Source organism: Asanoa siamensis (assembly GCF_016862555.1).
Lineage (GTDB): Bacteria > Actinomycetota > Actinomycetes > Mycobacteriales > Micromonosporaceae > Asanoa > Asanoa siamensis.
Genome location: NZ_BONE01000120.1, coordinates 1 through 18,725 on the forward strand (window position 1 = coordinate 1; position 18,725 = coordinate 18,725).

24 protein-coding genes and 3 tRNA genes are annotated in these 18,725 nt (G+C 65.9%); 20 read left to right on the top strand and 7 right to left on the bottom strand.

Annotation, left to right across the window (positions count from 1 at the left end):
- Positions 1 to 401: 401 nt before the first annotated feature.
- The 7 genes from Asi02nite_RS38305 to Asi02nite_RS38335 all read left to right on the top strand — a co-directional run bounded on the left by Asi02nite_RS38305 (position 402) and on the right by Asi02nite_RS38335 (position 6,292).
- Positions 402 to 983, top strand: a complete 582-nt coding sequence (locus Asi02nite_RS38305) for a hypothetical protein (protein WP_203718958.1) — start codon at positions 402 to 404, stop codon at positions 981 to 983.
- Positions 984 to 1,515: 532 nt separating this feature from the next.
- Positions 1,516 to 2,310, top strand: a complete 795-nt coding sequence (locus tag Asi02nite_RS42900; protein WP_373312422.1) for a 7-cyano-7-deazaguanine synthase — start codon at positions 1,516 to 1,518, stop codon at positions 2,308 to 2,310.
- 1 nt (position 2,311) lies between these two features.
- A complete protein-coding gene (locus tag Asi02nite_RS38315) occupies positions 2,312 to 3,520 on the top strand; it encodes an XRE family transcriptional regulator (RefSeq protein ID WP_203718960.1) in 1,209 nt (402 codons plus the stop codon).
- Between the two features lie 5 nt (positions 3,521 to 3,525).
- A complete protein-coding gene (locus Asi02nite_RS38320; RefSeq protein ID WP_203718961.1) occupies positions 3,526 to 4,068 on the top strand; it encodes a PIN domain-containing protein in 543 nt (180 codons plus the stop codon).
- Between the two features lie 286 nt (positions 4,069 to 4,354).
- On the top strand, positions 4,355 to 5,299 hold the full coding sequence (locus Asi02nite_RS38325) for a toll/interleukin-1 receptor domain-containing protein (protein ID WP_203718962.1): 945 nt from the start codon (positions 4,355 to 4,357) through the stop codon (positions 5,297 to 5,299).
- A gap of 187 nt (positions 5,300 to 5,486) precedes the next feature.
- The gene (locus tag Asi02nite_RS38330; protein WP_239127607.1) at positions 5,487 to 5,978 is read left to right on the top strand and encodes a nucleoside-diphosphate kinase; all 492 of its coding nucleotides are present in this window, start codon (positions 5,487 to 5,489) and stop codon (positions 5,976 to 5,978) included.
- The gene (locus Asi02nite_RS38335) at positions 5,978 to 6,292 is read left to right on the top strand and encodes a hypothetical protein (protein ID WP_203718963.1); all 315 of its coding nucleotides are present in this window, start codon (positions 5,978 to 5,980) and stop codon (positions 6,290 to 6,292) included. The genes Asi02nite_RS38330 and Asi02nite_RS38335 overlap by 1 nt, the downstream gene beginning before the upstream one ends.
- 2 nt (positions 6,293 to 6,294) lie before the next feature.
- On the opposite strand, the gene Asi02nite_RS38340 is transcribed toward Asi02nite_RS38335, so the two are convergent.
- The 3 genes from Asi02nite_RS38340 to Asi02nite_RS38350 are packed head-to-tail and all read right to left on the bottom strand — an operon-like array spanning position 6,295 to position 7,770.
- The gene (locus Asi02nite_RS38340; protein ID WP_203718964.1) at positions 6,295 to 6,696 is read right to left on the bottom strand and encodes an NUDIX hydrolase; all 402 of its coding nucleotides are present in this window, start codon (positions 6,694 to 6,696) and stop codon (positions 6,295 to 6,297) included.
- Positions 6,693 to 7,370 carry an NUDIX domain-containing protein gene (locus Asi02nite_RS38345; protein ID WP_203718965.1) on the bottom strand — a complete coding sequence of 226 codons (678 nt, stop codon included), beginning with the start codon at positions 7,368 to 7,370 and terminating at the stop codon, positions 6,693 to 6,695. Before Asi02nite_RS38345 ends, Asi02nite_RS38340 begins: the two co-directional genes overlap by 4 nt.
- Before the next feature lie 49 nt (positions 7,371 to 7,419).
- Positions 7,420 to 7,770, bottom strand: a complete 351-nt coding sequence (locus Asi02nite_RS38350; RefSeq protein ID WP_203718966.1) for a GntR family transcriptional regulator — start codon at positions 7,768 to 7,770, stop codon at positions 7,420 to 7,422.
- A 95-nt stretch (positions 7,771 to 7,865) separates the two neighbouring features.
- Between Asi02nite_RS38350 and Asi02nite_RS38355 the strand changes: the two genes are divergently transcribed.
- The 8 genes from Asi02nite_RS38355 (at position 7,866) to Asi02nite_RS38390 (ending at position 14,282) form a co-directional block, all read left to right on the top strand.
- Positions 7,866 to 8,159, top strand: coding sequence for a hypothetical protein (locus Asi02nite_RS38355; RefSeq protein ID WP_203718967.1), 294 nt, complete (start codon positions 7,866 to 7,868; stop codon positions 8,157 to 8,159).
- A gap of 526 nt (positions 8,160 to 8,685) precedes the next feature.
- The gene (locus Asi02nite_RS38360) at positions 8,686 to 8,937 is read left to right on the top strand and encodes a DUF6284 family protein (protein WP_089248182.1); all 252 of its coding nucleotides are present in this window, start codon (positions 8,686 to 8,688) and stop codon (positions 8,935 to 8,937) included.
- A 33-nt stretch (positions 8,938 to 8,970) separates the two neighbouring features.
- Positions 8,971 to 9,195: a hypothetical protein gene (locus tag Asi02nite_RS38365; protein WP_203718968.1), complete on the top strand. Its 225-nt coding sequence runs from the start codon at positions 8,971 to 8,973 to the stop codon at positions 9,193 to 9,195.
- The gene (locus tag Asi02nite_RS38370; protein WP_203718969.1) at positions 9,192 to 9,911 is read left to right on the top strand and encodes a helix-turn-helix domain-containing protein; all 720 of its coding nucleotides are present in this window, start codon (positions 9,192 to 9,194) and stop codon (positions 9,909 to 9,911) included. Before Asi02nite_RS38365 ends, Asi02nite_RS38370 begins: the two co-directional genes overlap by 4 nt.
- The gene (locus Asi02nite_RS38375) at positions 9,908 to 10,252 is read left to right on the top strand and encodes a hypothetical protein (RefSeq protein WP_203718970.1); all 345 of its coding nucleotides are present in this window, start codon (positions 9,908 to 9,910) and stop codon (positions 10,250 to 10,252) included. The genes Asi02nite_RS38370 and Asi02nite_RS38375 overlap by 4 nt, the downstream gene beginning before the upstream one ends.
- A gap of 95 nt (positions 10,253 to 10,347) precedes the next feature.
- Positions 10,348 to 12,465 (top strand): cell division protein FtsK, encoded by a 2,118-nt coding sequence (locus tag Asi02nite_RS38380; RefSeq protein WP_203718971.1) that lies wholly within the window; start codon positions 10,348 to 10,350, stop codon positions 12,463 to 12,465.
- Between the two features lie 405 nt (positions 12,466 to 12,870).
- Positions 12,871 to 13,116, top strand: coding sequence for a helix-turn-helix domain-containing protein (locus tag Asi02nite_RS38385; RefSeq protein WP_203718972.1), 246 nt, complete (start codon positions 12,871 to 12,873; stop codon positions 13,114 to 13,116).
- On the top strand, positions 13,113 to 14,282 hold the full coding sequence (locus Asi02nite_RS38390) for a site-specific integrase (protein ID WP_203718973.1): 1,170 nt from the start codon (positions 13,113 to 13,115) through the stop codon (positions 14,280 to 14,282). Before Asi02nite_RS38385 ends, Asi02nite_RS38390 begins: the two co-directional genes overlap by 4 nt.
- A gap of 65 nt (positions 14,283 to 14,347) precedes the next feature.
- On the opposite strand, the gene Asi02nite_RS38395 is transcribed toward Asi02nite_RS38390, so the two are convergent.
- From Asi02nite_RS38395 to Asi02nite_RS38405, 3 genes are all read right to left on the bottom strand, one after another.
- Positions 14,348 to 14,422 (bottom strand) — tRNA-Val (locus Asi02nite_RS38395).
- Between the two features lie 11 nt (positions 14,423 to 14,433).
- A tRNA-Cys gene (locus Asi02nite_RS38400) sits at positions 14,434 to 14,504 on the bottom strand.
- A gap of 22 nt (positions 14,505 to 14,526) precedes the next feature.
- Positions 14,527 to 14,599, bottom strand: a tRNA-Gly gene (locus tag Asi02nite_RS38405).
- 150 nt (positions 14,600 to 14,749) lie between these two features.
- Here Asi02nite_RS38405 and Asi02nite_RS38410 point away from each other — a divergent pair.
- Entirely contained in the window at positions 14,750 to 15,469 is a 720-nt protein-coding gene (locus Asi02nite_RS38410; protein ID WP_203718974.1) for a class I SAM-dependent methyltransferase, read from the top strand.
- On the opposite strand, the gene Asi02nite_RS38415 is transcribed toward Asi02nite_RS38410, so the two are convergent.
- The gene (locus Asi02nite_RS38415) at positions 15,466 to 15,588 is read right to left on the bottom strand and encodes a 50S ribosomal protein L36 (protein ID WP_203718975.1); all 123 of its coding nucleotides are present in this window, start codon (positions 15,586 to 15,588) and stop codon (positions 15,466 to 15,468) included. The genes Asi02nite_RS38410 and Asi02nite_RS38415 overlap by 4 nt on opposite strands.
- Before the next feature lie 137 nt (positions 15,589 to 15,725).
- Here Asi02nite_RS38415 and Asi02nite_RS38420 point away from each other — a divergent pair, with 137 nt between their 5' ends.
- The 4 genes from Asi02nite_RS38420 to Asi02nite_RS38430 form a co-directional block, all read left to right on the top strand.
- Complete coding sequence (locus Asi02nite_RS38420; RefSeq protein WP_203718976.1) at positions 15,726 to 17,087, top strand: FUSC family protein; 1,362 nt, start codon at positions 15,726 to 15,728, stop codon at positions 17,085 to 17,087.
- A gap of 70 nt (positions 17,088 to 17,157) precedes the next feature.
- Positions 17,158 to 17,676, top strand: a complete 519-nt coding sequence (locus tag Asi02nite_RS42095; RefSeq protein WP_239127611.1) for a hypothetical protein — start codon at positions 17,158 to 17,160, stop codon at positions 17,674 to 17,676.
- A gap of 36 nt (positions 17,677 to 17,712) precedes the next feature.
- Positions 17,713 to 18,183 (top strand): hypothetical protein, encoded by a 471-nt coding sequence (locus Asi02nite_RS42100; protein ID WP_239127613.1) that lies wholly within the window; start codon positions 17,713 to 17,715, stop codon positions 18,181 to 18,183.
- 53 nt (positions 18,184 to 18,236) lie between these two features.
- The coding region (locus Asi02nite_RS38430) for a pyridoxamine 5'-phosphate oxidase family protein (protein ID WP_203718977.1) at positions 18,237 to 18,725 on the top strand (489 nt) is incomplete at its 3' end.

Consider the following 18,725-nt stretch of genomic DNA (forward strand, 5'->3'; position numbering starts at 1 on the left):
GCTTGTTCCTGGGTGTCGAGGTGGAGCGCCGCGCCGCACGAACGACCTTGACACCCGGGAACCAGCACAGCTCGACTGTCTGGGGTCGACCACAGGAGCCGTGCCGTGGGTCGCCTGCCATCGCGCCGGCCGATGCCGGCCGGAGGCTGCCAGTAGGCCGGGCGCCTTGATCTCCAATAAGGCCAAACCCGGCAAGGACCTGAACCCATCCCCGGAACCCCGTCATGAGGTGTCGGCCTCAGGCCACAGCTCCGACCTGGCTGCGACCCATCGGGGCCGCGGGCTGCTTGAGCAGGTCTGATCTTTGGCCGCGGGAGGCCCAACCAGCGGTTTACGTTTTGACAGGCATCAAGCTGGTGCTACCGTGAACTTGTTGACAATGTTCGCGCTGGGGAGGGGCCATGCCGGACGGAGACAGGATCCCGATCGGGATCTACGGCCGATGGCGCAAGGTGTTCAGGTCCCTGGACGCACGCGACCCCGTCGACAGACTGGCGGACGACGTTGCTGGGGCACTCGCGTCCGACGTCCGCCGCGCCGGCGGGCTCGTTGGCCTGGGCCGCCTCGGTAGCTCGATCCAACCGCCTGTGGCGAAACACGCGACGCCCGCCGCGACGCCCCCCACGGCGCCGGGGGCGGACCGCCCTTCGGATGAATTCACGCAGGCGGTCGCGCTGGCGCTGAATGATCACCTCGCACTTACTTCCTCTCCTGAGGCCTCATACGCGCTTGCCGAGCACCTAGTGAAGCGGCTGGCGTGGAGCCGATTCGAGAAGATGATCCATCGACTCATTGGTGATCAGAAGTATGGCGCCGTCGAGCTCTACCAGAAGTTTCGCGAGATTCTGTCAGATAAAGCAATTGGCGATCTCGTTCGTCGTGTCATGAAGCACCCTACGGGCGAAGGGCTAAGGGCACCCAATAGAAGGGGATCGAGGCTGTCCGCCAAGGATCTTCTTACTACCGACTTGGGGAGTCTCTGATATGGCCGCTCGTAGCGTTCCGCGGTCGGCGCGGTTCAATCGAGGCATCGATGGTCCGGCTGAAGAACTCTCGTTTGGAAATGACATCGTCCTTGACGGACGGACCATGACCGATGGGTTAGTTGATGCCATTCCTCCGCTGGCGTCCGACCTCCTGGAGATAGCCACGGTTGCCTACGCTGTGGACCGGATTATCTCCCGGCCTACAGAGCGCGAGGCCGAACGAGTAGGCGATTGGGGGCGAGACATCCGGCTGGAAGTGGCCGTCAGGGAGCCTGACGTGTGGCGCAGGAATAGTGACACGCTCGGCACGCTTCTCAACTGGCTTACCGATGATCGGTGGAGGCTCGAATTCATTCAACTTAAATCGGGCGATGGCCCGCTCGATCCGAGTCAGAGCCCGCTGTTCGACATTCTGCCGTGCGGGATTCCCCCGGTGCTATTCTCCGGAGGGCTCGACTCTGCCTGTGGCCTCTTCCTGAACCTTACAAAGGCAGATTCTGTAGCGGTAAGTGTTGATACGAATACTTGGATGCATCACGTTCAGCGGGGTGTTATAGCGAGCCTCGCTTCTGTGACCAGTCGCGCCGTTGTACCGCTCAGGTATAGAGTCAACCTTCCGCGCGGAGGAGCGGAGTCTAGTCAGCGGACGCGCGGGCTGCTCTTTCTGTCGGCGGGCGTCTCGGCCGCCCTAGCGACTCGGTGTAACCAGATGATCATATCCGAGAACGGTATCGGGTCGATCAACCTTCCCTACGTAAGGTCACAGCTCGGCGCCCAGGCGACTCGATCAATGCACCCAAACACCATCGCTCTCATGGAAGTTCTGGTCTCTCGGGTCATCGGATCTTCCTTCGAGATTCTGGCGCCGTATCGCGCGCTTACGAAGGCTGAGTTGTTAGCCAAAGTTCCACAAGAGGCTGACGTCGCCTTAACCAAGACTGTTTCTTGTGACACTGGATTCGCTGCGAGAGTAACTAACCACAGTCCTTGCGGCAGGTGTACGTCGTGCCTATTGAGGCGGCAATCGATCTATGGCGCCGGACGACACCGGCTTGATGCCGGTGTCGAATACCGCTACCCAGCGGCCGGATCCGTTGCCATGTCGTCTATGCTCTGGCAAGTCATGCGTCTCAGGGAGTGTCTAGCGAGCGGCGACCCATGGCAGTCGCTCGCGGAGGAATTTCCCGAGATTTTGTTCGCAGAACCACATATGACTGCCCGAGAAATCGTTCGCCTTTACCAGTGTTACACCGACGAATGGGATCAGTTAGTGCAAGCCGTATCGGTTGGCCGCGCATGGAGTTACGAGAAGGGCGGTGTATGACATGTCACTTTTGGACTCAAGCTCCCTCGATGTCTCCGGAGAATCTTTGGCCGCTCGTTTGCGTGCTGCAAGGGAGGAGGCAGGGCTAACGCAAGCCCAGGCGGCGGCGGAACTCGGCGTAAGTCGACCTTTGCTGATCGCTATTGAAAAGGGCACTCGTATCGCCAGTCCGGCCGAACTCGTTAAGCTCGCATCCATTTACACCAAGTCTTTGAGTGACTTGTTGCGCCCTAGTCCGCCGCCTGTTGCCATTGGGACTCGCTTCCGAGCGGCAATGGCTTCGATTCCAGATGCTAGCCCACTCGAAGCTGGCATTCAGGACCTGGAGGGCCATGCCGATGATTACTTGGATCTTCTTCGCCGCGCGAAAACTGGGCTTCCAGGCACCTATCCGACCGTCAGGAACATTGACCACCTGGATCCGACCAAGGTGGCAGAAGACCTGGCAGTAGAGGAACGAAATCGGCTCGGCTTGGGCGATGGCCCCATTCAGCGCCTGCGCGAGGTTCTCGAACTTGAGGCTGGCCTTCGAGTCTTCATAGTTCCGCTACCAGCCAAGGTAGCCGGGTTGTTCGTCTTCTTTGAGTCACTCGGAGGCTGCGTCGCCACTAACGCGGGGCACCCTGTCGAGCGGCGTCGATGGACGATGGCGCATGAATATGCGCACTTCCTGGCCACGAGGAGTCGGCCCGAAGTCACTCCAATTACGCATGGCCGTCGCGTGAGCGAAACGGAACGCTTTGCCGACGCCTTTGCAGCAAATTTCCTAATGCCGCGCGCCGGGTTGGCTCGGCGCTTCAATGAGCTTAAACGTAGCGGAGCGGGCGTCGTGACGCCGGCAACGCTGGTGCAGTTGGCCCACTTGTACTGCGTTTCGGTCAACGCGCTTACGCTTCGGTTGGAAGACCTACAGTTGATTCCGCAAGGGACCTGGGACAAGCTCCGGGATCACAACTTCCAACCCCGGTCAGCGGCTCAGGATCTGGGTCTAAAGGCGCCTGTTCACTCGGCCGAGATGATGCCCATTCACTACAGATCGGTTGCCGCGCAGCTCTACGCCGACGGGGAGATTACCGAGGCGCAGTTCGCTCGCTATCTGCGAACCGATATCGTTGGCGCAAGGCGTTCATATCAAGATCTGACTGCGAGTCGTGACGTAGCCGATGACGGTTCTTCCCAAATCGTCGACCTCGCTGGACCCGAGGAGTAGATCCGGTGACTGGCGAAACCGTCCTATTGGACACCTGTGTCGCGATCAATCTCGCCGCGACGAATCTCCTCAATGAGATGAGTCGGGCCCTGAGAACCGGCTTTGTTATGGTAGATGTGGCAGCCGCTGAACTAGGATACCTGCGGGACGAGGTTGGAGGAGAAATTGTTCGGACGCCTATCAACCTTGACGAATACGTCATCCAGGGAACCATGAACATCGTTCCGCTGACCGATGACGAACTCTTGCGCTACGTTCAACTAGCTACCGTTTTGGATGACGGCGAGGCCGCGACCATCGCGGTGGCCCAAGTCCGCGGCGTGGAGATGGCGACCGACGATCGCAAAGCGCGACGCATTTGCGCTGAGCTGGGCGTGCTTGAGCCGAGGAGAAGTCTCTCGATTTTGCGGGCCTATGCCGAGGCGGTGTCGATGGAGGAGCAGGCTGTGCGGGAAAGCCTGCTCAGAGTGCGAACCCGAGCGTCCTTTCGGCCGCGATCGTCGGATCCAAACTACAAATGGTGGTCGCTGCATATGGGCGAAGAATAGTTTGCCCACGCGCGTCGAATATCAGCCGTGGCCGCAGGCCATCCCGCAGCGACGCGAAGCGCCCTTGAGGCCTGCCGGCTGTCGGCGATCGCGTCACCGCCACGTTCGGCGATCAGCCGGACCATCTTGCGGAAACTGAGCGCGCTGCAGCCAGGTGAACGGGAAGATCCACTCCGGGGTTGGCTGCCGCCGAGAACCGTCCGCATGGGATCATCGAACCGTTGATCCTTCTTAGCGGACAGATACCGAGTTACCAGACATCCGTTAAGGACCCTATAATTTGGTTATGGCAGACGAAAGCCCCCGGTATGATGTAGCCCTCTCGTTCGCGGGAGAGAATCGTTTGTACGTGGATGCCGTTGCTGCTCACCTCAGGAACGCATCGGTTCGGGTCTTCTATGACGACTATGAGAAAACCGCTCTCTGGGGAAAGGATCTGTACTCTCACCTTGACTATGTCTATAGGAAGGCATCCAGGTATTGCGTTCTGTTTATATCAAAAGCGTACGCTCAAAAGGTCTGGACGAATCACGAGCGGCGTAGTGCCCAAGCTAGGGCGCTAGAGGAGAATGGCGAGTACGTTCTACCTGCGCGGTTTGATGATACCGAAGTGGAAGGGCTGAGGCCTACCATCGGATATCTGGACCTAAAAGATATCTCGCCTGACGTTCTAGCAGCGAGGATAGTCGAGAAACTCGGTCCGCGACCCGTTCGAGCTGGGTTCCCACATGCGGTCGATCGACTATGGGACCTTCGCGGAATACCGCATAGCGACTCGGGGGAGCGCGAACGTGTGCAGCGGATTGCCTATTCGTTCTACGACGCGTTGGGGCGAATGACGGCCGATGAACGTCGTGCCGTGGGAGGAGTCTTCGCATTCGGGTGTGATGCCGAGCTTCCCGCTGGAGTACACATCTCGTTGGACCTTCTCCACAGAGTGACCGCGCTGTCGAAAGCAGAACTCGTGGACCTGCTAGGGGCTGTGCGGACACTCAACGTTCGGGTGAAGGTCCGTGATCTAGGCGTTGAACATGAAGTCGGCGAGCTTGTTCCCGACGACAAAGACCTCTTCTTGTCCTTCTGGTCCGCAGGGTCTGATGACTCTACGGAGATCGCACATGACGCTGTCATGTGCAGTGCAGATCACTTTTGCGCCGACCACGGCCTAGAAGTGATCGCGAGCCTTGACTTCCACCGGCTTTCGAGCGCTGCACCACCCTATGGGCCATAAGATACGACCAGTGAATCGCCCCGCCAGCGCTGATCGGGGCTCCTCGGCATGAGGAAACTGTCCCACCTCGTACCGGACCGAACAGACCGAAGCGTGTAGCTGCGACTGCCCCCGAGGAGCGGCTACGCCCTGCCGTCAGGCAAGCTGTAGCCGTCAACTGCCTGGCGGAGCTTGGGAGACTGGAACGATGGCGTTGGAGCGGACCCTTGTACTGCTGAAGCCGGACGCGGTTGCCCGCGGGCTGGTTGGTCGGATCGTCCAGCGGTTTGAGGATGCTGGTCTGAAGATCGTAGGTACCAAGATGGTGCAGATCGACGCCGACCTCGCGAAGAAGCACTACTTCGACTTGGAGGAGCGGTTCGGTAAGTCGGTCTTCGACGTCACCGCGAACTTCATGCAGACCGGGCCGGTGATCGCGTTGGTTCTGGAGGGCGTCGAGGCGGTTGCGACAGTGCGCCGGCTGGTTGGCGTGACCTTCCCGAACGAGGCCGCGCCCGGCACGATCCGCGGCGACTTCGCGCACACGTCCAAGGCCTACACCGAGTCGAAGCACACGGCCGCCGCGAACCTTGTGCACGCGTCAGGCAAGCCGGACGAGGCCAAGTACGAGGTCGACCTGTGGTTCGACGGCTCCGAGTTGCACGACTACCAGACGGTGGCCGAGAAATTCCTCTTCTAGTGATCCCTGACGACGCGGTGCGTCTGACGACGATCGCTGAGTTGCGGAAGCTGTACGACGAGGAGCTGTTCTACGAGGAAGAGCGCTCCGCGGCGGAGTACGCCTACGCGCTCGCCGTGAGGCTGCGGGAGGTTGGCCAGGTCGAGGAGGCTCGGAAGTACGCGCGAGTGTGTCTCGACCTGGCCGAGCGGCTGCCGTCTGCAACCCTCGACCACGTAGCGTCGGGACGGCAGTCGGTCGGTGGAGTGCCGTTACCGGACCACTTCCACGATGGCGTGGTCCGGTCTCGCCTGGCTGACTTGCTCGCCGGCTGATCTCAGCGCAGCGTCGCGTCTAGGTACTCCTGAACTGGCCCGTAGAACGGATACGGCACGTGTTTGGCTACGGTGGCGCGGTCGCACCACGCCACCTCCGCCAACTCCTCTTCATCGGCGACGAAGGCTGTCCCGTCGACCCGGTCGCACGCGATGTAGTCCATAGTCCGGCCGGTGTTCGGGTGGACCCGGCTACCGAGCGACTTCGTCGCTCGGACCGTCAATCCAGTCTCTTCGTTTGCCTCGCGTACCGCTGCGTCCTCATTGGACTCGCCTTGCTCGACTTCACCGGCTGGGAACTGCCAGGAGAGTTGGCCTTCGCTGACGCGGCGGCGAACAAGGAGCAGGCGGCCGTCGTCGATGATGACGGCGGCGGCGATGATGGGTCGGGTTGGCTCGCTCATGGCTCCTCGTTCAGTGCTTGCTGTATGGGTGGGTAGAGTCGGTCGGCGGGGATGAAGTCGTTGACGCGTTGCCGTGGAATCCAGACCGCATCGACGTTTTCGGCGGTGTCGCGGTTCTCGACCTGGCCGGTGAGGTAGAGGCACAGGAAGTACTCGCAGAAGACACCGGTGATCGGGTGGATGCGGCTTCCGAGTTCCCGGACCACCGAGGCGTGGATGCCCGTCTCCGCAAGGGTTTCGCGGATCGCGACGGTCCGGCCGTTCCCGCCTGGCTTGACGATGCCCGCAGGGAACTGCCACGTGATGCCGTTCGGATCGTCTTCGCGTCGGCAGACGAGCAGGACGTCGGTTTCGTTGGTGACCACGGCGATCGCGACGGTGAGGCTTACGCTGCTGTGTGTGGCTTCGATTTCGGCCCGGTCGTCTGCGCGGAGCTGTCGGGCGAAGCGCACCTTGACCGACTCGTCCGCGCGCTCGTAGGCGGTGTCGAGGGCGCGTTGGAGCTCGGGCCGGATGACGATAGCTGGTCGCTCGTGCCACGCGGCGACGGTGCGTTTGGCGACGCCGATGAGCGCGGCCATCTCGTCTTGAGACATGCGCAGTGCCGCTTGGAGCGCGGTTGCGTATCGGCCGGTCCATTGGTCGATGACGGTGTGCCGCGCGGGTTGGCTCATCGCGAAGCCTTGCGATCGAAGGCTGCGCGACGGCGGTCCATCCGTGTGCCTAGTCGGCGACCGTTAGGTTCGTGCCGGCCGGGAACGTCTCGGAATCCCCCGATGCTCGGGTGACCGTTAGGGCGGTGCTCGATGTGACGCTGTCACCGCGGTGGAGCTTGACCTCCGGTGGAGTGTCGACGACGTAGGTGCCGTGGCCTTGCCGGACTTCGATCAAGCCTTCCTGGCGTAGGACCGCCAGGGCGCGGCGGACTGTCTCCCGCGCTAGGCCGAACTCGTCGTGGAGATCCTTCTCGGAAGGCATCCGGCCGCCCGATGGGAGGGTTCCGTTGCGGATGCGGTCACGCAACACCGCGGCGAGCTGCATGTATGCGGCGCCTTCGCGGGATGGCGTGATCATGAGATCACCGTACGTAGGTGCCTCTAGACGTTGGGTGGTATATTCGTCTAGACGTGTATGCGAGCTAATCGATCGGGCACGAAGGTGAGGGAAGCATGACCGCAGAATCCACGCCTATCGGCGTCAATGGCTCGGACTGCCCCGCCTGGTGCGGCGCCAACCACTCGCACGGCAACGGGTTTCACGCGCAGTGCGTCGGCGAACTGCACTCGGACGGGACCGACCAGATCTCGGTGACGCTCACGAGGTCAGCAAACGGCGACGGCGTCGAACTCGGCTACTACGCGCCCGGCCACGCACCGGCCATCGCGTTCCTCAGCCGCGACGACGTCGGCAACCTGCATGACTACCTGGACATCGCTTGGGAGGCTCTCCGTCCGCCTCGCTAGCGACGGCGAGCAGGCGGAAGGCCCCGAGCGAGGTTCGCTCGGGGCCTTCCGCCTGCTCGGCGCAGCGAACTGCACCGCCACTGCATCCGCTGTGCATCGGCGATGGCCTCTTGCCTCATCGGCGGCGTGGACGTTTCCCGGTTGACTTGTCCTCACCGGAACGACGCGCAACGGAAGGAGGTGAGGACACAGTGTTCGACTCGGCAGCAACCGACCCACGACGCGGACGCGACGCCTGCCACGACCGGACAGACGACGGTCGCCACACCGGGGACCGGCCGAACATCCGGTCCGCAGCCGGCGCCTGGCCACGGGACACATAAGCCGCCCACGTCACGCGGCTGATCGGCGCACCCACTGATTGCAGGTACGCCAACACGTCCTCGGTGGTCCACCAGTCGGTAGGCAACTCGCCGGTCGTCTCGGCCATCACCGGGGAGCGTACGTCACAACCATCCGCTCGTTCGAGGCGTACGCACCAGCTCGAATACAACGTCAGCTTGTAGTTCGTACCAAGGAGATCGCCGTGAAGCCTGTTCGTTCCAAGCCGAGCGACGACGGACCGTCGAGCGCCGAACTCGCCGCGATTCAGCGCGAGTGGCCGCTCATCGAGGCGGAGATGGCACTCGTCGCGGCAGAGATTCGCGTCCTGACCGCTCAACCTCAGCCGACGGTCCGCGACTGGCACCGCCTACGTGCCGCGGAGCGCCGAGTCCTTCGCGAGGTCGCGGCCCTCGTGCACTCCCGAGTGGGCGAGGTGTTCGGCGATGCCGCGTGACCACGCATGCCCGTGCCCGGAAAGGAGCCTCCGATGAGTCTGGGCATCTTCTCTCTGATCTTGATCGTCCTGCTCGCGACGTTGTTCGTCGACCGGCGGACCCGTGGCCGGATCGCCTTCGCGGCGGTGTTGGCGTTCATGCTCGGGCTGGTCGTCGCCGGCTCGGACGGCATCCTCGCCGGACCGGCGCACGCCATCATCGACGGCGTCCGGTCCGGGATGGCGACCGTCGGGGCCGCGCTCGGCGGTGACCGATGACCGACCGGCATCTGGTTCGTGTCCGGTGGGGAGTCCGTGGCGCCCTCGCCCTGGGCGTCGCGGCTTCCGTCGCGGCCAACATGCTGCACGCCGACCCGAACCCGATCTCGCAAGCCATCTCGGCGTGGCCGCCGCTCGCGCTGCTGCTGACCGTCGAGCTGATCTCGCGGGTGCCGGTGCATCGACGGTCACTGGCCGTGGTGCGGCTGTCCGCGACCGCGCTTATCGCCGGCATCGCCGCATGGGTGTCCTACACGCACATGGTTGCGGTCGCGGCCCGCTACGGCGAGCACGGTCTCGCGTCCCATCTCATCCCGCTGTCCGTGGACGGCGTGGTCGTCGTCGCGTCCGTGTGCCTGGTCGAACTGGCCGGACGCATGCGGCCCCACGCGGCGCCGGTCGACGCGGCGCCAGCGCCGACGCCGGACGCGGACAGTAAGCCGCAAGCGGTTCCTGAGGCTGCCCCGGACGTGGCGCCGGACACCGCCTCCAACGCGGCCCTTCACTCGCCGCGCAAGCGTCCGGCTCGGAAGCCCTCCACGCGGAAGCCGCTTCCGACGCCGGACACAGGGACCGCCGTCCGGCGGATGCGCGAACGCCACCCGGACATGTCCACGGCGGACATCGCGCGGCGGGTCGGCGTGACCGACCGGACCGTGCGTCGCCACCTCAATGCACCCAAGGCCAATGCACACACGAAGGAGACGACTCGATGAGCACCACGCATCAGCGGTTGACCAAGGCGCTTGCGGCACTCGGCGCGACGGCGGATGAGGTCGCGGACACCTTGCTCGCCGGCGGATGGACCGGGCTTCGTGAAGACGGCTTGGCCTGCCCGGTCTCCAAGTACGTCGTCAGCGTCATGCCGGACATCGAAGTCGCGGCCACGAGCTTCCAGCGCATCAAGGTCATCTCGACCCGCGGCGAAACCGTCGACGCTTCGTTGCCGGTTGGCGCGGCCGAATTCGTCACCGCGTTCGACACCGGTTCCTACGACGAACTCGCCGCGACGCTGACCCGCGCCGACGGCGAAGCCATCGACGACATCGAACGCTGACTACGCCCGGGGCGCGGCCAACCGGCCTCGCAAACCACCAGCCGCGCCCCGGCCTCCGGTCAACCCATCTGGACATCGACGGAGGAACAACCATCATGGCAAACCCCGAAGACTTCGACTGGGACCGGCACGAAGCCGAGATCGTCGACCTGGACGCGGCACGAACCGATCGGCACGCCGTGCCGGTCGACGCACCGGACACCGACGCCTCGCACCGTTGGAGCGTCACGGGACTCCGGACGTCGAAACGGCGCCCCGTCGTGCCCGCGTGGGCGCGGTCGTGGACGGAACTGTCGACACAGACCCGCTGGCTGCTCGGCTTCTCCGCACACGTGGGCGCCTACCACCTCATCCGCATTCCCAAGTACGCCGTCCGGTTGGTCCTCCGCGCACCGCGCGGGGTCGTCCGGCTCACGACCGGCACCGCCCGGTGGGTCACCGACGCCGAAGGCGGCCCGGTCCGCGCGGCAGCGGTGCGGCGGGAGAACGCGGAGGAATACCTGAAGCTCTCCCGGCAACGCGACGGCCGGGTGCGGCTACGCACCCTGCTCGCGGTTTCGGCAGGCAGCGTCGCGCTCAGCGGCCTAGCGGTGCTGTTCCTGGTCGGTACCCGAGAGCACTGGTGGATCGCGCTCGCAGCAGCAGTCGTGTTGTTCGGTGCCATCGGCGCTCCCGCCGATCGGCCCCTGCTCGACGCTGCCGTGTCAACCGGCCGGTCGCCGAAGCTCACCTCCGACGTGGTGCTCGCGGCACTCGGCTCGATCGGTGTCGCGAGCATCAACCAGGCGTACGCGAAGAAGGGCGCCAAGGAAGCCGTCCGGTTCGCCGAGCCGATCAGCCGTGACGGTCCTGGCTGGCGTGCCGTGGTCGACCTGCCGCCCGGCACGACCGTCGACCAGGTCGCCGACCGGCGCAAGGAACTCGCGTCCGCGCTCGGACGTCCACTCGGCTGCGTCTGGCCCGAAGGCAACCTCGACGTCCACCCCGGGCGCCTGGTGCTGTGGGTCGGGGACGAAGACCTCGCCAAGTCACGTCGACCGGTCTGGCCGCTGCTGAAGTCGGGAACGGTCGACCTCTTCAAGCCAATCCCGTTCGGCACCGACCACCGGGGCCGCCCGATCGTCGTCACGCTCATGTTCGCCTCGATGGTCATCGGCTCGATTCCCCGTGTCGGCAAGACCTTCGCCGCTCGCCTGCTGCTGCTCGCCGCATCGCTGGACGTGCTGGCTGAGATCCACGCCTACGACCTCAAGGGGATGGGCGACTTCGCGCCGCTGGAACCGGTCTGCCACCGTTACCGCGCTGGCTCCGAGGACGACGACATTGCCTACGGGCTGGCCGATATGCGCGAGCTGGCTCAGGAACTCGCGCGGCGAAGCAAAGCCATCCGGGCACTGCCGCGCGAGGTGTGCCCGGAGTCGAAGGTCACCCCGGAACTCGCGGCGCGCCGGACGTTCCGGCTGCATCCGATCGTCCTGGTGGTCGACGAATGCCAACGGTGGTTCGAACACCCCATGTATGGCGACGAGTTGCGGGGGATAGCGGAAGACCTGGTGCGTCGGGGACCGGCCGCGGGAATCATGGCAGTCTTCGCCACCCAACGTCCTGACGCCAAGTCGCTGCCGACCGGGATTTCCGGGAACGCCGTGCTCCGCTTCTGCCTCAAAGTCATGGGCCAGATGGAGAACGACATGGTGCTCGGCACCAGCGCCTACCGCAACGGCATCCGCGCAACCATGTTCAGCCGACGCGACCTCGGAATCGGTTACCTCGCAGGCGAATCCGCCGACCCACAGATCACCCGGACCTACTACGTGGATGGACCAGCAGCCGAAACCGTTGTCGCACGCGCTAAAGCCCTGCGACAGAAAGCGGGAACGCTTACTGGTCACGCCATCGGCGACGTCCGCGCGCTCAAAGCCATCGCGGCATCCGTTTCGTTGCTCGACGACATCGCCGCCGTCGTGCCGACCGGTGAAGCGAAGGTGTGGTGCGAGACCGTCGCAGCCCGCCTGGCCGAGCTACGCCCCGACGTCTACGGCGGATGGGACGGCGAACGGGTCACCGTCGCGCTCAAACCGTTCGGCGTGCGAGTCACACAGGTCTGGGGCACCGACGCGGCCACCGGCAAGGGCGCGAACCGGCGAGGTTTCGAACGCGCCCACCTCATCGCCGCCATCACCGAACGCAACCGTCGGCAAGACGCGGCATAGCCGCCGCGCGGTGCTAGGTCTAGCGCCCCGACCGCGTAAGACCTAGCACCGCCGCTAGCACCTCAGACCGGCCTCCTGCTGGCCGCTAGCGCGCTAGCGGTCAGCGCCATCACCCCTCCTCAAACCCGCCGGAGAAGGTCATGGACCACTCGACACTGCTAGGAAGCATCGGCTGCGCTGCCCTGCCGCTGCTCACCGTCTGCTACCTCACCCTCTGCTGGATAGCCCCGTTCCGCCGCTGTCGCGCCTGCGGCGGAACCGGCCTTATTCGGCGCCGCTTCGGACGCACCTTCCGAACCTGCCGACGCTGCGACGCCACCGGGCTACGGCTTCGCTACGGCACACACCTCATCAACGAAGCACTCCGCATCCACCGCGACGGCAACCGCTGAGAGGAGGCGACCCATGGAAGGACAAGCGACACAACCGCTGCGCCTGATACCAAACGACGGACAGCAGCAGAAGGCGATGTACCGCATCCCAGAAGCCATGCGCCTACTGAGCCTCAGCCGCTCCGTCATCTACGAACAAATCCGGGCCGGTCGCCTCCGCACCGTGACCCAGGGCCGGACGCGGCTCGTCCCTGCGGGCGCCATCGCCGAATACGTCGCCCTCCTCGAATCCGAAGCCAGCGAAAGGAAAGCGGCATGACCGAACGACGCGGCCGAGGCGACGGCGGACTCCACTGGGACAAGAAGCGGCAACGCTGGATCGCCTCCGTCACCATCGGCTACACCCCCGCGGGCAAGCGGATCGTCCGGCGGGGAAGCGGCAAGACCAAGACCGAGGCGAAGGCCAAGCTAAAGAAGGTCATCCGCGACCACGAAGACGGACTGGCCATCGCAGCGACCGGATACACCGTTGCCAACGCGGTCAACGACTGGCTCGCCTACGGCCTCAGCAATCGATCCCAAGCCACCGTCGACAAGTACCAGACGCTGGCCGCGACCCACGTGATTCCGAAGCTCGGCGCGAGGAAGCTCCGCGAGCTGAGCGCCCAAGACGTCGAGAAGTGGCTCGCGGCCAACGCGAAGACGCTCAGCAGCAGCACCGTGGGCATCCTCCACTCCATGCTCAACCGCGCCGTCCGCCGCGCGATGGCGCGCGACAAGGTGAAGCGCAACGTCGTCGAACTCTGCACCATCCCCAAGGGGCAGGAAGGGCGTCCGTCGAAGTCGCTCACCCTCGTAGAAGCGCAAGCGCTACTCGACGCGGCGGAAGGGACCACGCTTGAGGCATACATCGTTCTCTCGATGCTGATCGGTGCCCGCACGGAAGAACTCCGGCCGCTCCACTGGGATCACGTCGACCTCATTGGCAGGCCGGAACAGGACCCGCCCGTACCGCCGTCGGTGATGGTCTGGCGCTCGGTCCGGGAGGGCGGCGACACGAAGACCCGCAAGTCGCGCCGCACCCTGGCGCTCCCGAAACGCTGCGTCGTCGCCCTCACGCGCCAGCGCGACCGGCAGATTGAAGATCGGAAGGCCGCGGGCAAGGACTGGCACGAAAGCGATCTCGTCTTCACGAGCACGGTCGGAACCCAGCTCGACGCGGCCAACGTCCGCCGCGCGTTCCGCCGCGTGATCAAGGCCGCGGGCCTCAACCCGAAGGACTGGACCCCACGGGAACTGCGGCACAGCTTCGTGTCCCTCATGTCGGAGGCTGGCGTCACCGTAGAGGAAATCGCGCCGCTCGTGGGCCATGCCGGGACGCGCGTGACCGAGGCGGTCTACCGGCACGAGCTGCGCCCGGTGCTGCTGCACGGCGCCGCGACCATGGACAAGATCTTCGCGCACGCGACAGCCAAGGAACCGTAGTCACTCAGTTAGTCACTCAGGACACCAAAGAGGCCATGACCTTCGATAGGTCATGGCCTCTGATCTGGTGGGCGATACTGGGTTTGAACCAGTGACCTCTTCCGTGTCAAGGAAGCGCGCTCCCACTGCGCCAATCGCCCGGGCTGTTGCGAGGTGGAGACGGGATTTGAACCCGTGTAGACGGCTTTGCAGGCCGTTGCCTCGCCTCTCGGCCACTCCACCGAGGTGGAACCTCGACGTGCCGAGCGGACGACGGGACTCGAACCCGCGACCCTCACCTTGGCAAGGTGATGCGCTACCAACTGCGCTACGTCCGCATGTCGCCTTGTTGTTCCTGGCGACGGATGTGAACTTTAGCCGAGCCCCCCGGCAACTGCCAACTCGGGGTACCCCCGGCGCGTCGTCGCGACCAACCGGGCAAAACCGACATGCCTAAAACCAGGCGACAGCGTACGGAGAATCGAAGGGTGACCGCCCATCGTTTCTACGGCGATCTGGCCTCCTGGTGGCCGCTGATCTCGCCGGCCGAGGAATACCGCGAGGAAGCCGCCTTCGTGGCGACGCTGCTGCGGCCGGCCAGCTCCGTGCTCGAGCTCGGGAGCGGCGGCGGGCACAACGCCGTACACCTGAAACGGCACTTCTCGATCACGCTGTCGGATCTCAGCCCGGGCATGCTCGCGGAGTCCAGGAAGATCAACCCGGAGCTGGCGCACCATCAGGGCGACATGCGCACCATGCGGCTCGGCCAGCGGTTCGACGCCGTCTTCGCGCACGACGCGATCGAATACATGACCACCGAGGCCGACCTGCGCGCGGCGATCGACACCGCCTACGTCCACACGAAACCGGGCGGGCGGGCCGTCTTCGTGCCGGACGACACCACCGAGAGCTTCACCCCGGAGACCGACCACGGGGGCGTCGACGGCCCGGACGGCCGCGCGGCCCGCTACCTGAGCTGGTCCTACGACCCGGATCCGGGCGACACCACGACGGTCACGGAATACGCGTTCCTGCTCAGGGACAACGGAGCGACGATCTCCGTCCACGAGAGGCACGAGACCGGGCTCCACAGCAGCGACACGTGGCTACGGCTGTTGCGCGCGGCGGGATTCGCGCCGGCGGCGGTCACCGAGGAGACCTCGGAGGACCGCCGACCGCGCACGCTGTTCATAGGGACCAGGGGCTAGCCCTGGCGGCCGCTCCACCGCGGGTTCTTCCGGTTGAGCACCAGGACCCGGTTACGGCGGCGGACGACCTTCGCGCCCGGCTTGCGGGCCAGGGAACGCAACGAGGTGCGGACCTTCATGAGAATCCTTCTTCCGTTGTACGGCGTGCCGTCAGCGAAAACGCGGCGGTTACCGCCCGCATTCCCCGCCACACGCCCGGCGCAAAACGGACCTCCCGGGTAAACTCGATCAGTTGTGACGGCAGGTCGGGAGGGGCATGTCGAGGGGCTCGCGGCACGGACGGTCGGGCGCTGTCGCCCGACCCACGGCCAGGGCACGCCGGATCGCGAGTGAGAGCGTCCGCATCACCGGCGACCTCCTCGCGCCCGCCGAGCCCGCCGACGTCGCTCCCACCGCGTCCCGCGCCCGCCGCCTGTGGGCCCGGATGCGCGGCCAGGAACCGGTGCCGGGCCTCCGTACCATCAAGGTGGTCCTCGCCGTCGTCCTGGCCTTTCTCCTCGCGGAGCCGCTGCCGGGCACGGAGCCGCCGATCGTCTCGGCGCTGACCGCCCTCCTCGTCGTGCAGATCACACCCATCAAGAGCATCCGCTCGGGATGGGAACGGATCGGCAGCGTGGTCGCCGGGGTCCTCGTGGCGGTCGTGCTGTCCAGCGTCTTCGGCCTGCACTGGTGGAGCCTGGGCATCACGGTCGCGTCAGCCATGATCGTCGCGTACGCGTTGCGGCTCGGTGACCACGCGCTGGAAGTGCCGATCTCCGCGATGCTGGTGCTCGCCGTCGCCGGCAGCACCGACGTCGGGATGGAACGGGTGTACGAGACCCTGGTCGGCGCCGCCGTGGCGGTGGTCGTCAGCGTCTTCCTGCCGCGCGTCTACGTGCAGCCCGCCGGCAACGCCATCGGCACGCTCGCCGCGGAGATAGGCAAGCAACTCCGGGACATGGCGGGCTGGGTGTCGACCGACTGGACGGCCGAGCGCGCCGCCGACGGGCTGCGCCGCGCCCGCAACGTGGAGGCGCTGATCGGCACCGCGCGCGACGCGCTGGCGCAGGCGGAGGACAGCGTACGGCTGAACCCGCGCGCCGTCCGTACCGCGCACATCCCGGTCACCATGCGTCCCGGCCTCACCGCGCTGGAGTTCTCGGCGATCTCCGTCCGTGGCGTGGCCCGCGCCCTGCTGGACCGGCGCTCCGGGGAGTGCGCCGACCACCCGCCCGCCGAGTGGGTGGCGCTGAGCCTGTCCCGGCTGCTCGACGCGCTCGCGGACGCGGTGTTCGCGTTCGGTGTCGTGATCGCCTCCGACGTGACCGCGGCGCCGCCGAGCCCGCAGCCGCTGCGGCACGCGCTGCGCCGCGCCCGGTTCCTCCGCGACGAGGCCACCTTCCAGCTCCAGGAGGACGCCAAGACCGAGCCGGCCATCTGGCGCGTCAACGGCGCGCTGGTGGGCCACCTGGACCGCTTGATCAACGACCTCGACCCGGATACGGAGTCCGTCTCGCCGGCGATCACCCGGCCGCGGCCGGAGCCGGTCCGCCCGCTGCGGCGCTTCACGCCGTCGGTCATCCGGCGCCAGCTCGACGACGGTGCCCGCTCGATCCGGCGGCGCATCATCAGACGCTGAACCAAGACGTAGGTATTCATCTATGTTCTGGTGACCCGCCGGACACCCGGGCCGACAAGGCTTTCCGGGCATGCGTACCAAGAGCTTCCTGGCCGCCACCATGCTGGCGGCCGCCCTGCTGGCGGCGCCGGCCCCGGCCACCGCCGCGGTCAGCACGGCCGACCTGGCCCTGCGCTGGGCGCCCATCCATTACCAGGACGTCGACGCCACCGGCAGCCACGCCCTCGGCGGAAAGTCCGACCACATCAGCGCGGTCGACTTCGACGGCGACCTCAACGGCCGCAACAACTGGGACAACACCGGGTCGGCGCCGCTGGCGGCGCACGCCTACTACTCGGTCGTCGAGACCAGCACGCACTGGTACATCACCTACCTCTTCTTCCACCCCCGTGACTGGATCGACCACCCGTTCTTCGAGACGGAGCACGAGAACGACGGCGAGGGCGTGCTGCTGGCGATCGAGCGGGACGGCTCGACCTACGGGGTGCTGCGGGGTGCGGTGACCGTGGCGCACAGCGACTTCTACTCGTACGCGCCCGCGGGCAGCACCTGGGGTTCGGGCCGTGAGAGCGTCGACGGGACGCTCTAGTCGCAGACCTCGCCGCACGACGGGTTCGCCCACCCGGTGACGGCGCAGGAGCGGGGCGGGCACGGCCTGAAGGCCTATCCGCAGTACGCCATCGACGGCGACGGCCTGGTCTACTATCCGTCCACTGTGGCCGAGGTGCCCAGCAACGGCAACGACCGCGACGTGCGCTACAAGCTGGTCGACATGTTCGCGCCGGGCGGGCTCTGGGCGCAGCGGGCCAACGCGAACCTGTTCGCCTCGCTGGGCACGTTCGCCGGCGACACGTCCGGTGGCTGCGGGTCGGGCACCTGGGGCTGCTCGACCAACTCGGCGAACGCGCCGTGGGGCTGGGACGACGGCAACGACCTGCCGGCGCGCGGCGAGCTGGCCAGCGACCCGGCGAAGCTGGTGACGGAATACTTCGCGATCCCGGGTGGAGTTTCCCGTGCGTACACCTACAACCCGTACGCGGGTGCGGCGGCGGCCCTGAAGGAAGCGGCCCGTACGGCACCTCCCACCGTGGACTGACCGGTCGCGGGCGAGGGGTTGCGGCCCCTCGCCCGCGCCGTCCATAGTGGCTCATGGCCACCTGGCAGGAGTTCGTCGACGAGGCACCGCGGATCGCCGCGATCTTCCGGCGCCGCTACGCCGCGACCGGGAAGCTGTGCCTGCTCGCCACCGTCCGCGCCGACGGATCGCCGCGGATCAGCCCGATCGAGCCCCGGGTGTTCGAGGGCCGCCTGCTGCTCGTCGGCATGCCGCACACCACCAAGTTCGCCGACCTCGGCCGCGACGGGCGGTTCTGCCTGCACACCGCCACCGTGGACCCGCACGTGGCCGACGGTGACGTCAAGCTGTTCGGCACGGCGGTCAACGACCCCGATCGGGCGCTGCACCAGCGGTTCGCGGACGCGCTCTTCGCGGAGAGCGGCTTCGACCTGCGTGGGCAGGAGTTCGACCCGTTCTACGTCGCCGAGTTGAGCGGTGGGTCGTCCGTGACCATCGACGACGGCCAGCTCGCCGTGACCATCTGGAAGCCCGGCCGCGGCGAGCGGGTCGTCCGCAAGAGC

Bases quoted from the DNA above. Each gene is read 5' to 3' on its own strand.
- Asi02nite_RS38340 (WP_203718964.1), bottom strand. From the start codon at position 6,696: ATGAGCGAGCCAACCCGACCCATCATCGCCGCCGCCGTCATCATCGAC.
- Asi02nite_RS38390 (WP_203718973.1), top strand. From the start codon at position 13,113: ATGACCGAACGACGCGGCCGAGGCGACGGCGGACTCCACTGGGACAAG.
- Asi02nite_RS38355 (WP_203718967.1), top strand. From the start codon at position 7,866: ATGACCGCAGAATCCACGCCTATCGGCGTCAATGGCTCGGACTGCCCC.
- Asi02nite_RS38330 (WP_239127607.1), top strand. From the start codon at position 5,487: ATGGCGTTGGAGCGGACCCTTGTACTGCTGAAGCCGGACGCGGTTGCC.
- Asi02nite_RS38420 (WP_203718976.1), top strand. From the start codon at position 15,726: ATGTCGAGGGGCTCGCGGCACGGACGGTCGGGCGCTGTCGCCCGACCC.
- Asi02nite_RS38375 (WP_203718970.1), top strand. From the start codon at position 9,908: ATGAGCACCACGCATCAGCGGTTGACCAAGGCGCTTGCGGCACTCGGC.
- Asi02nite_RS38385 (WP_203718972.1), top strand. From the start codon at position 12,871: ATGGAAGGACAAGCGACACAACCGCTGCGCCTGATACCAAACGACGGA.
- Asi02nite_RS38325 (WP_203718962.1), top strand. From the start codon at position 4,355: ATGGCAGACGAAAGCCCCCGGTATGATGTAGCCCTCTCGTTCGCGGGA.
- Asi02nite_RS38345 (WP_203718965.1), bottom strand. From the start codon at position 7,370: ATGAGCCAACCCGCGCGGCACACCGTCATCGACCAATGGACCGGCCGA.
- Asi02nite_RS38365 (WP_203718968.1), top strand. From the start codon at position 8,971: ATGAGTCTGGGCATCTTCTCTCTGATCTTGATCGTCCTGCTCGCGACG.
- Asi02nite_RS38315 (WP_203718960.1), top strand. From the start codon at position 2,312: ATGTCACTTTTGGACTCAAGCTCCCTCGATGTCTCCGGAGAATCTTTG.
- Asi02nite_RS38350 (WP_203718966.1), bottom strand. From the start codon at position 7,770: ATGATCACGCCATCCCGCGAAGGCGCCGCATACATGCAGCTCGCCGCG.
- Asi02nite_RS38380 (WP_203718971.1), top strand. From the start codon at position 10,348: ATGGCAAACCCCGAAGACTTCGACTGGGACCGGCACGAAGCCGAGATC.
- Asi02nite_RS42095 (WP_239127611.1), top strand. From the start codon at position 17,158: ATGCGTACCAAGAGCTTCCTGGCCGCCACCATGCTGGCGGCCGCCCTG.
- Asi02nite_RS38415 (WP_203718975.1), bottom strand. From the start codon at position 15,588: ATGAAGGTCCGCACCTCGTTGCGTTCCCTGGCCCGCAAGCCGGGCGCG.
- Asi02nite_RS38305 (WP_203718958.1), top strand. From the start codon at position 402: ATGCCGGACGGAGACAGGATCCCGATCGGGATCTACGGCCGATGGCGC.
- Asi02nite_RS38370 (WP_203718969.1), top strand. From the start codon at position 9,192: ATGACCGACCGGCATCTGGTTCGTGTCCGGTGGGGAGTCCGTGGCGCC.
- Asi02nite_RS42900 (WP_373312422.1), top strand. From the start codon at position 1,516: ATGCATCACGTTCAGCGGGGTGTTATAGCGAGCCTCGCTTCTGTGACC.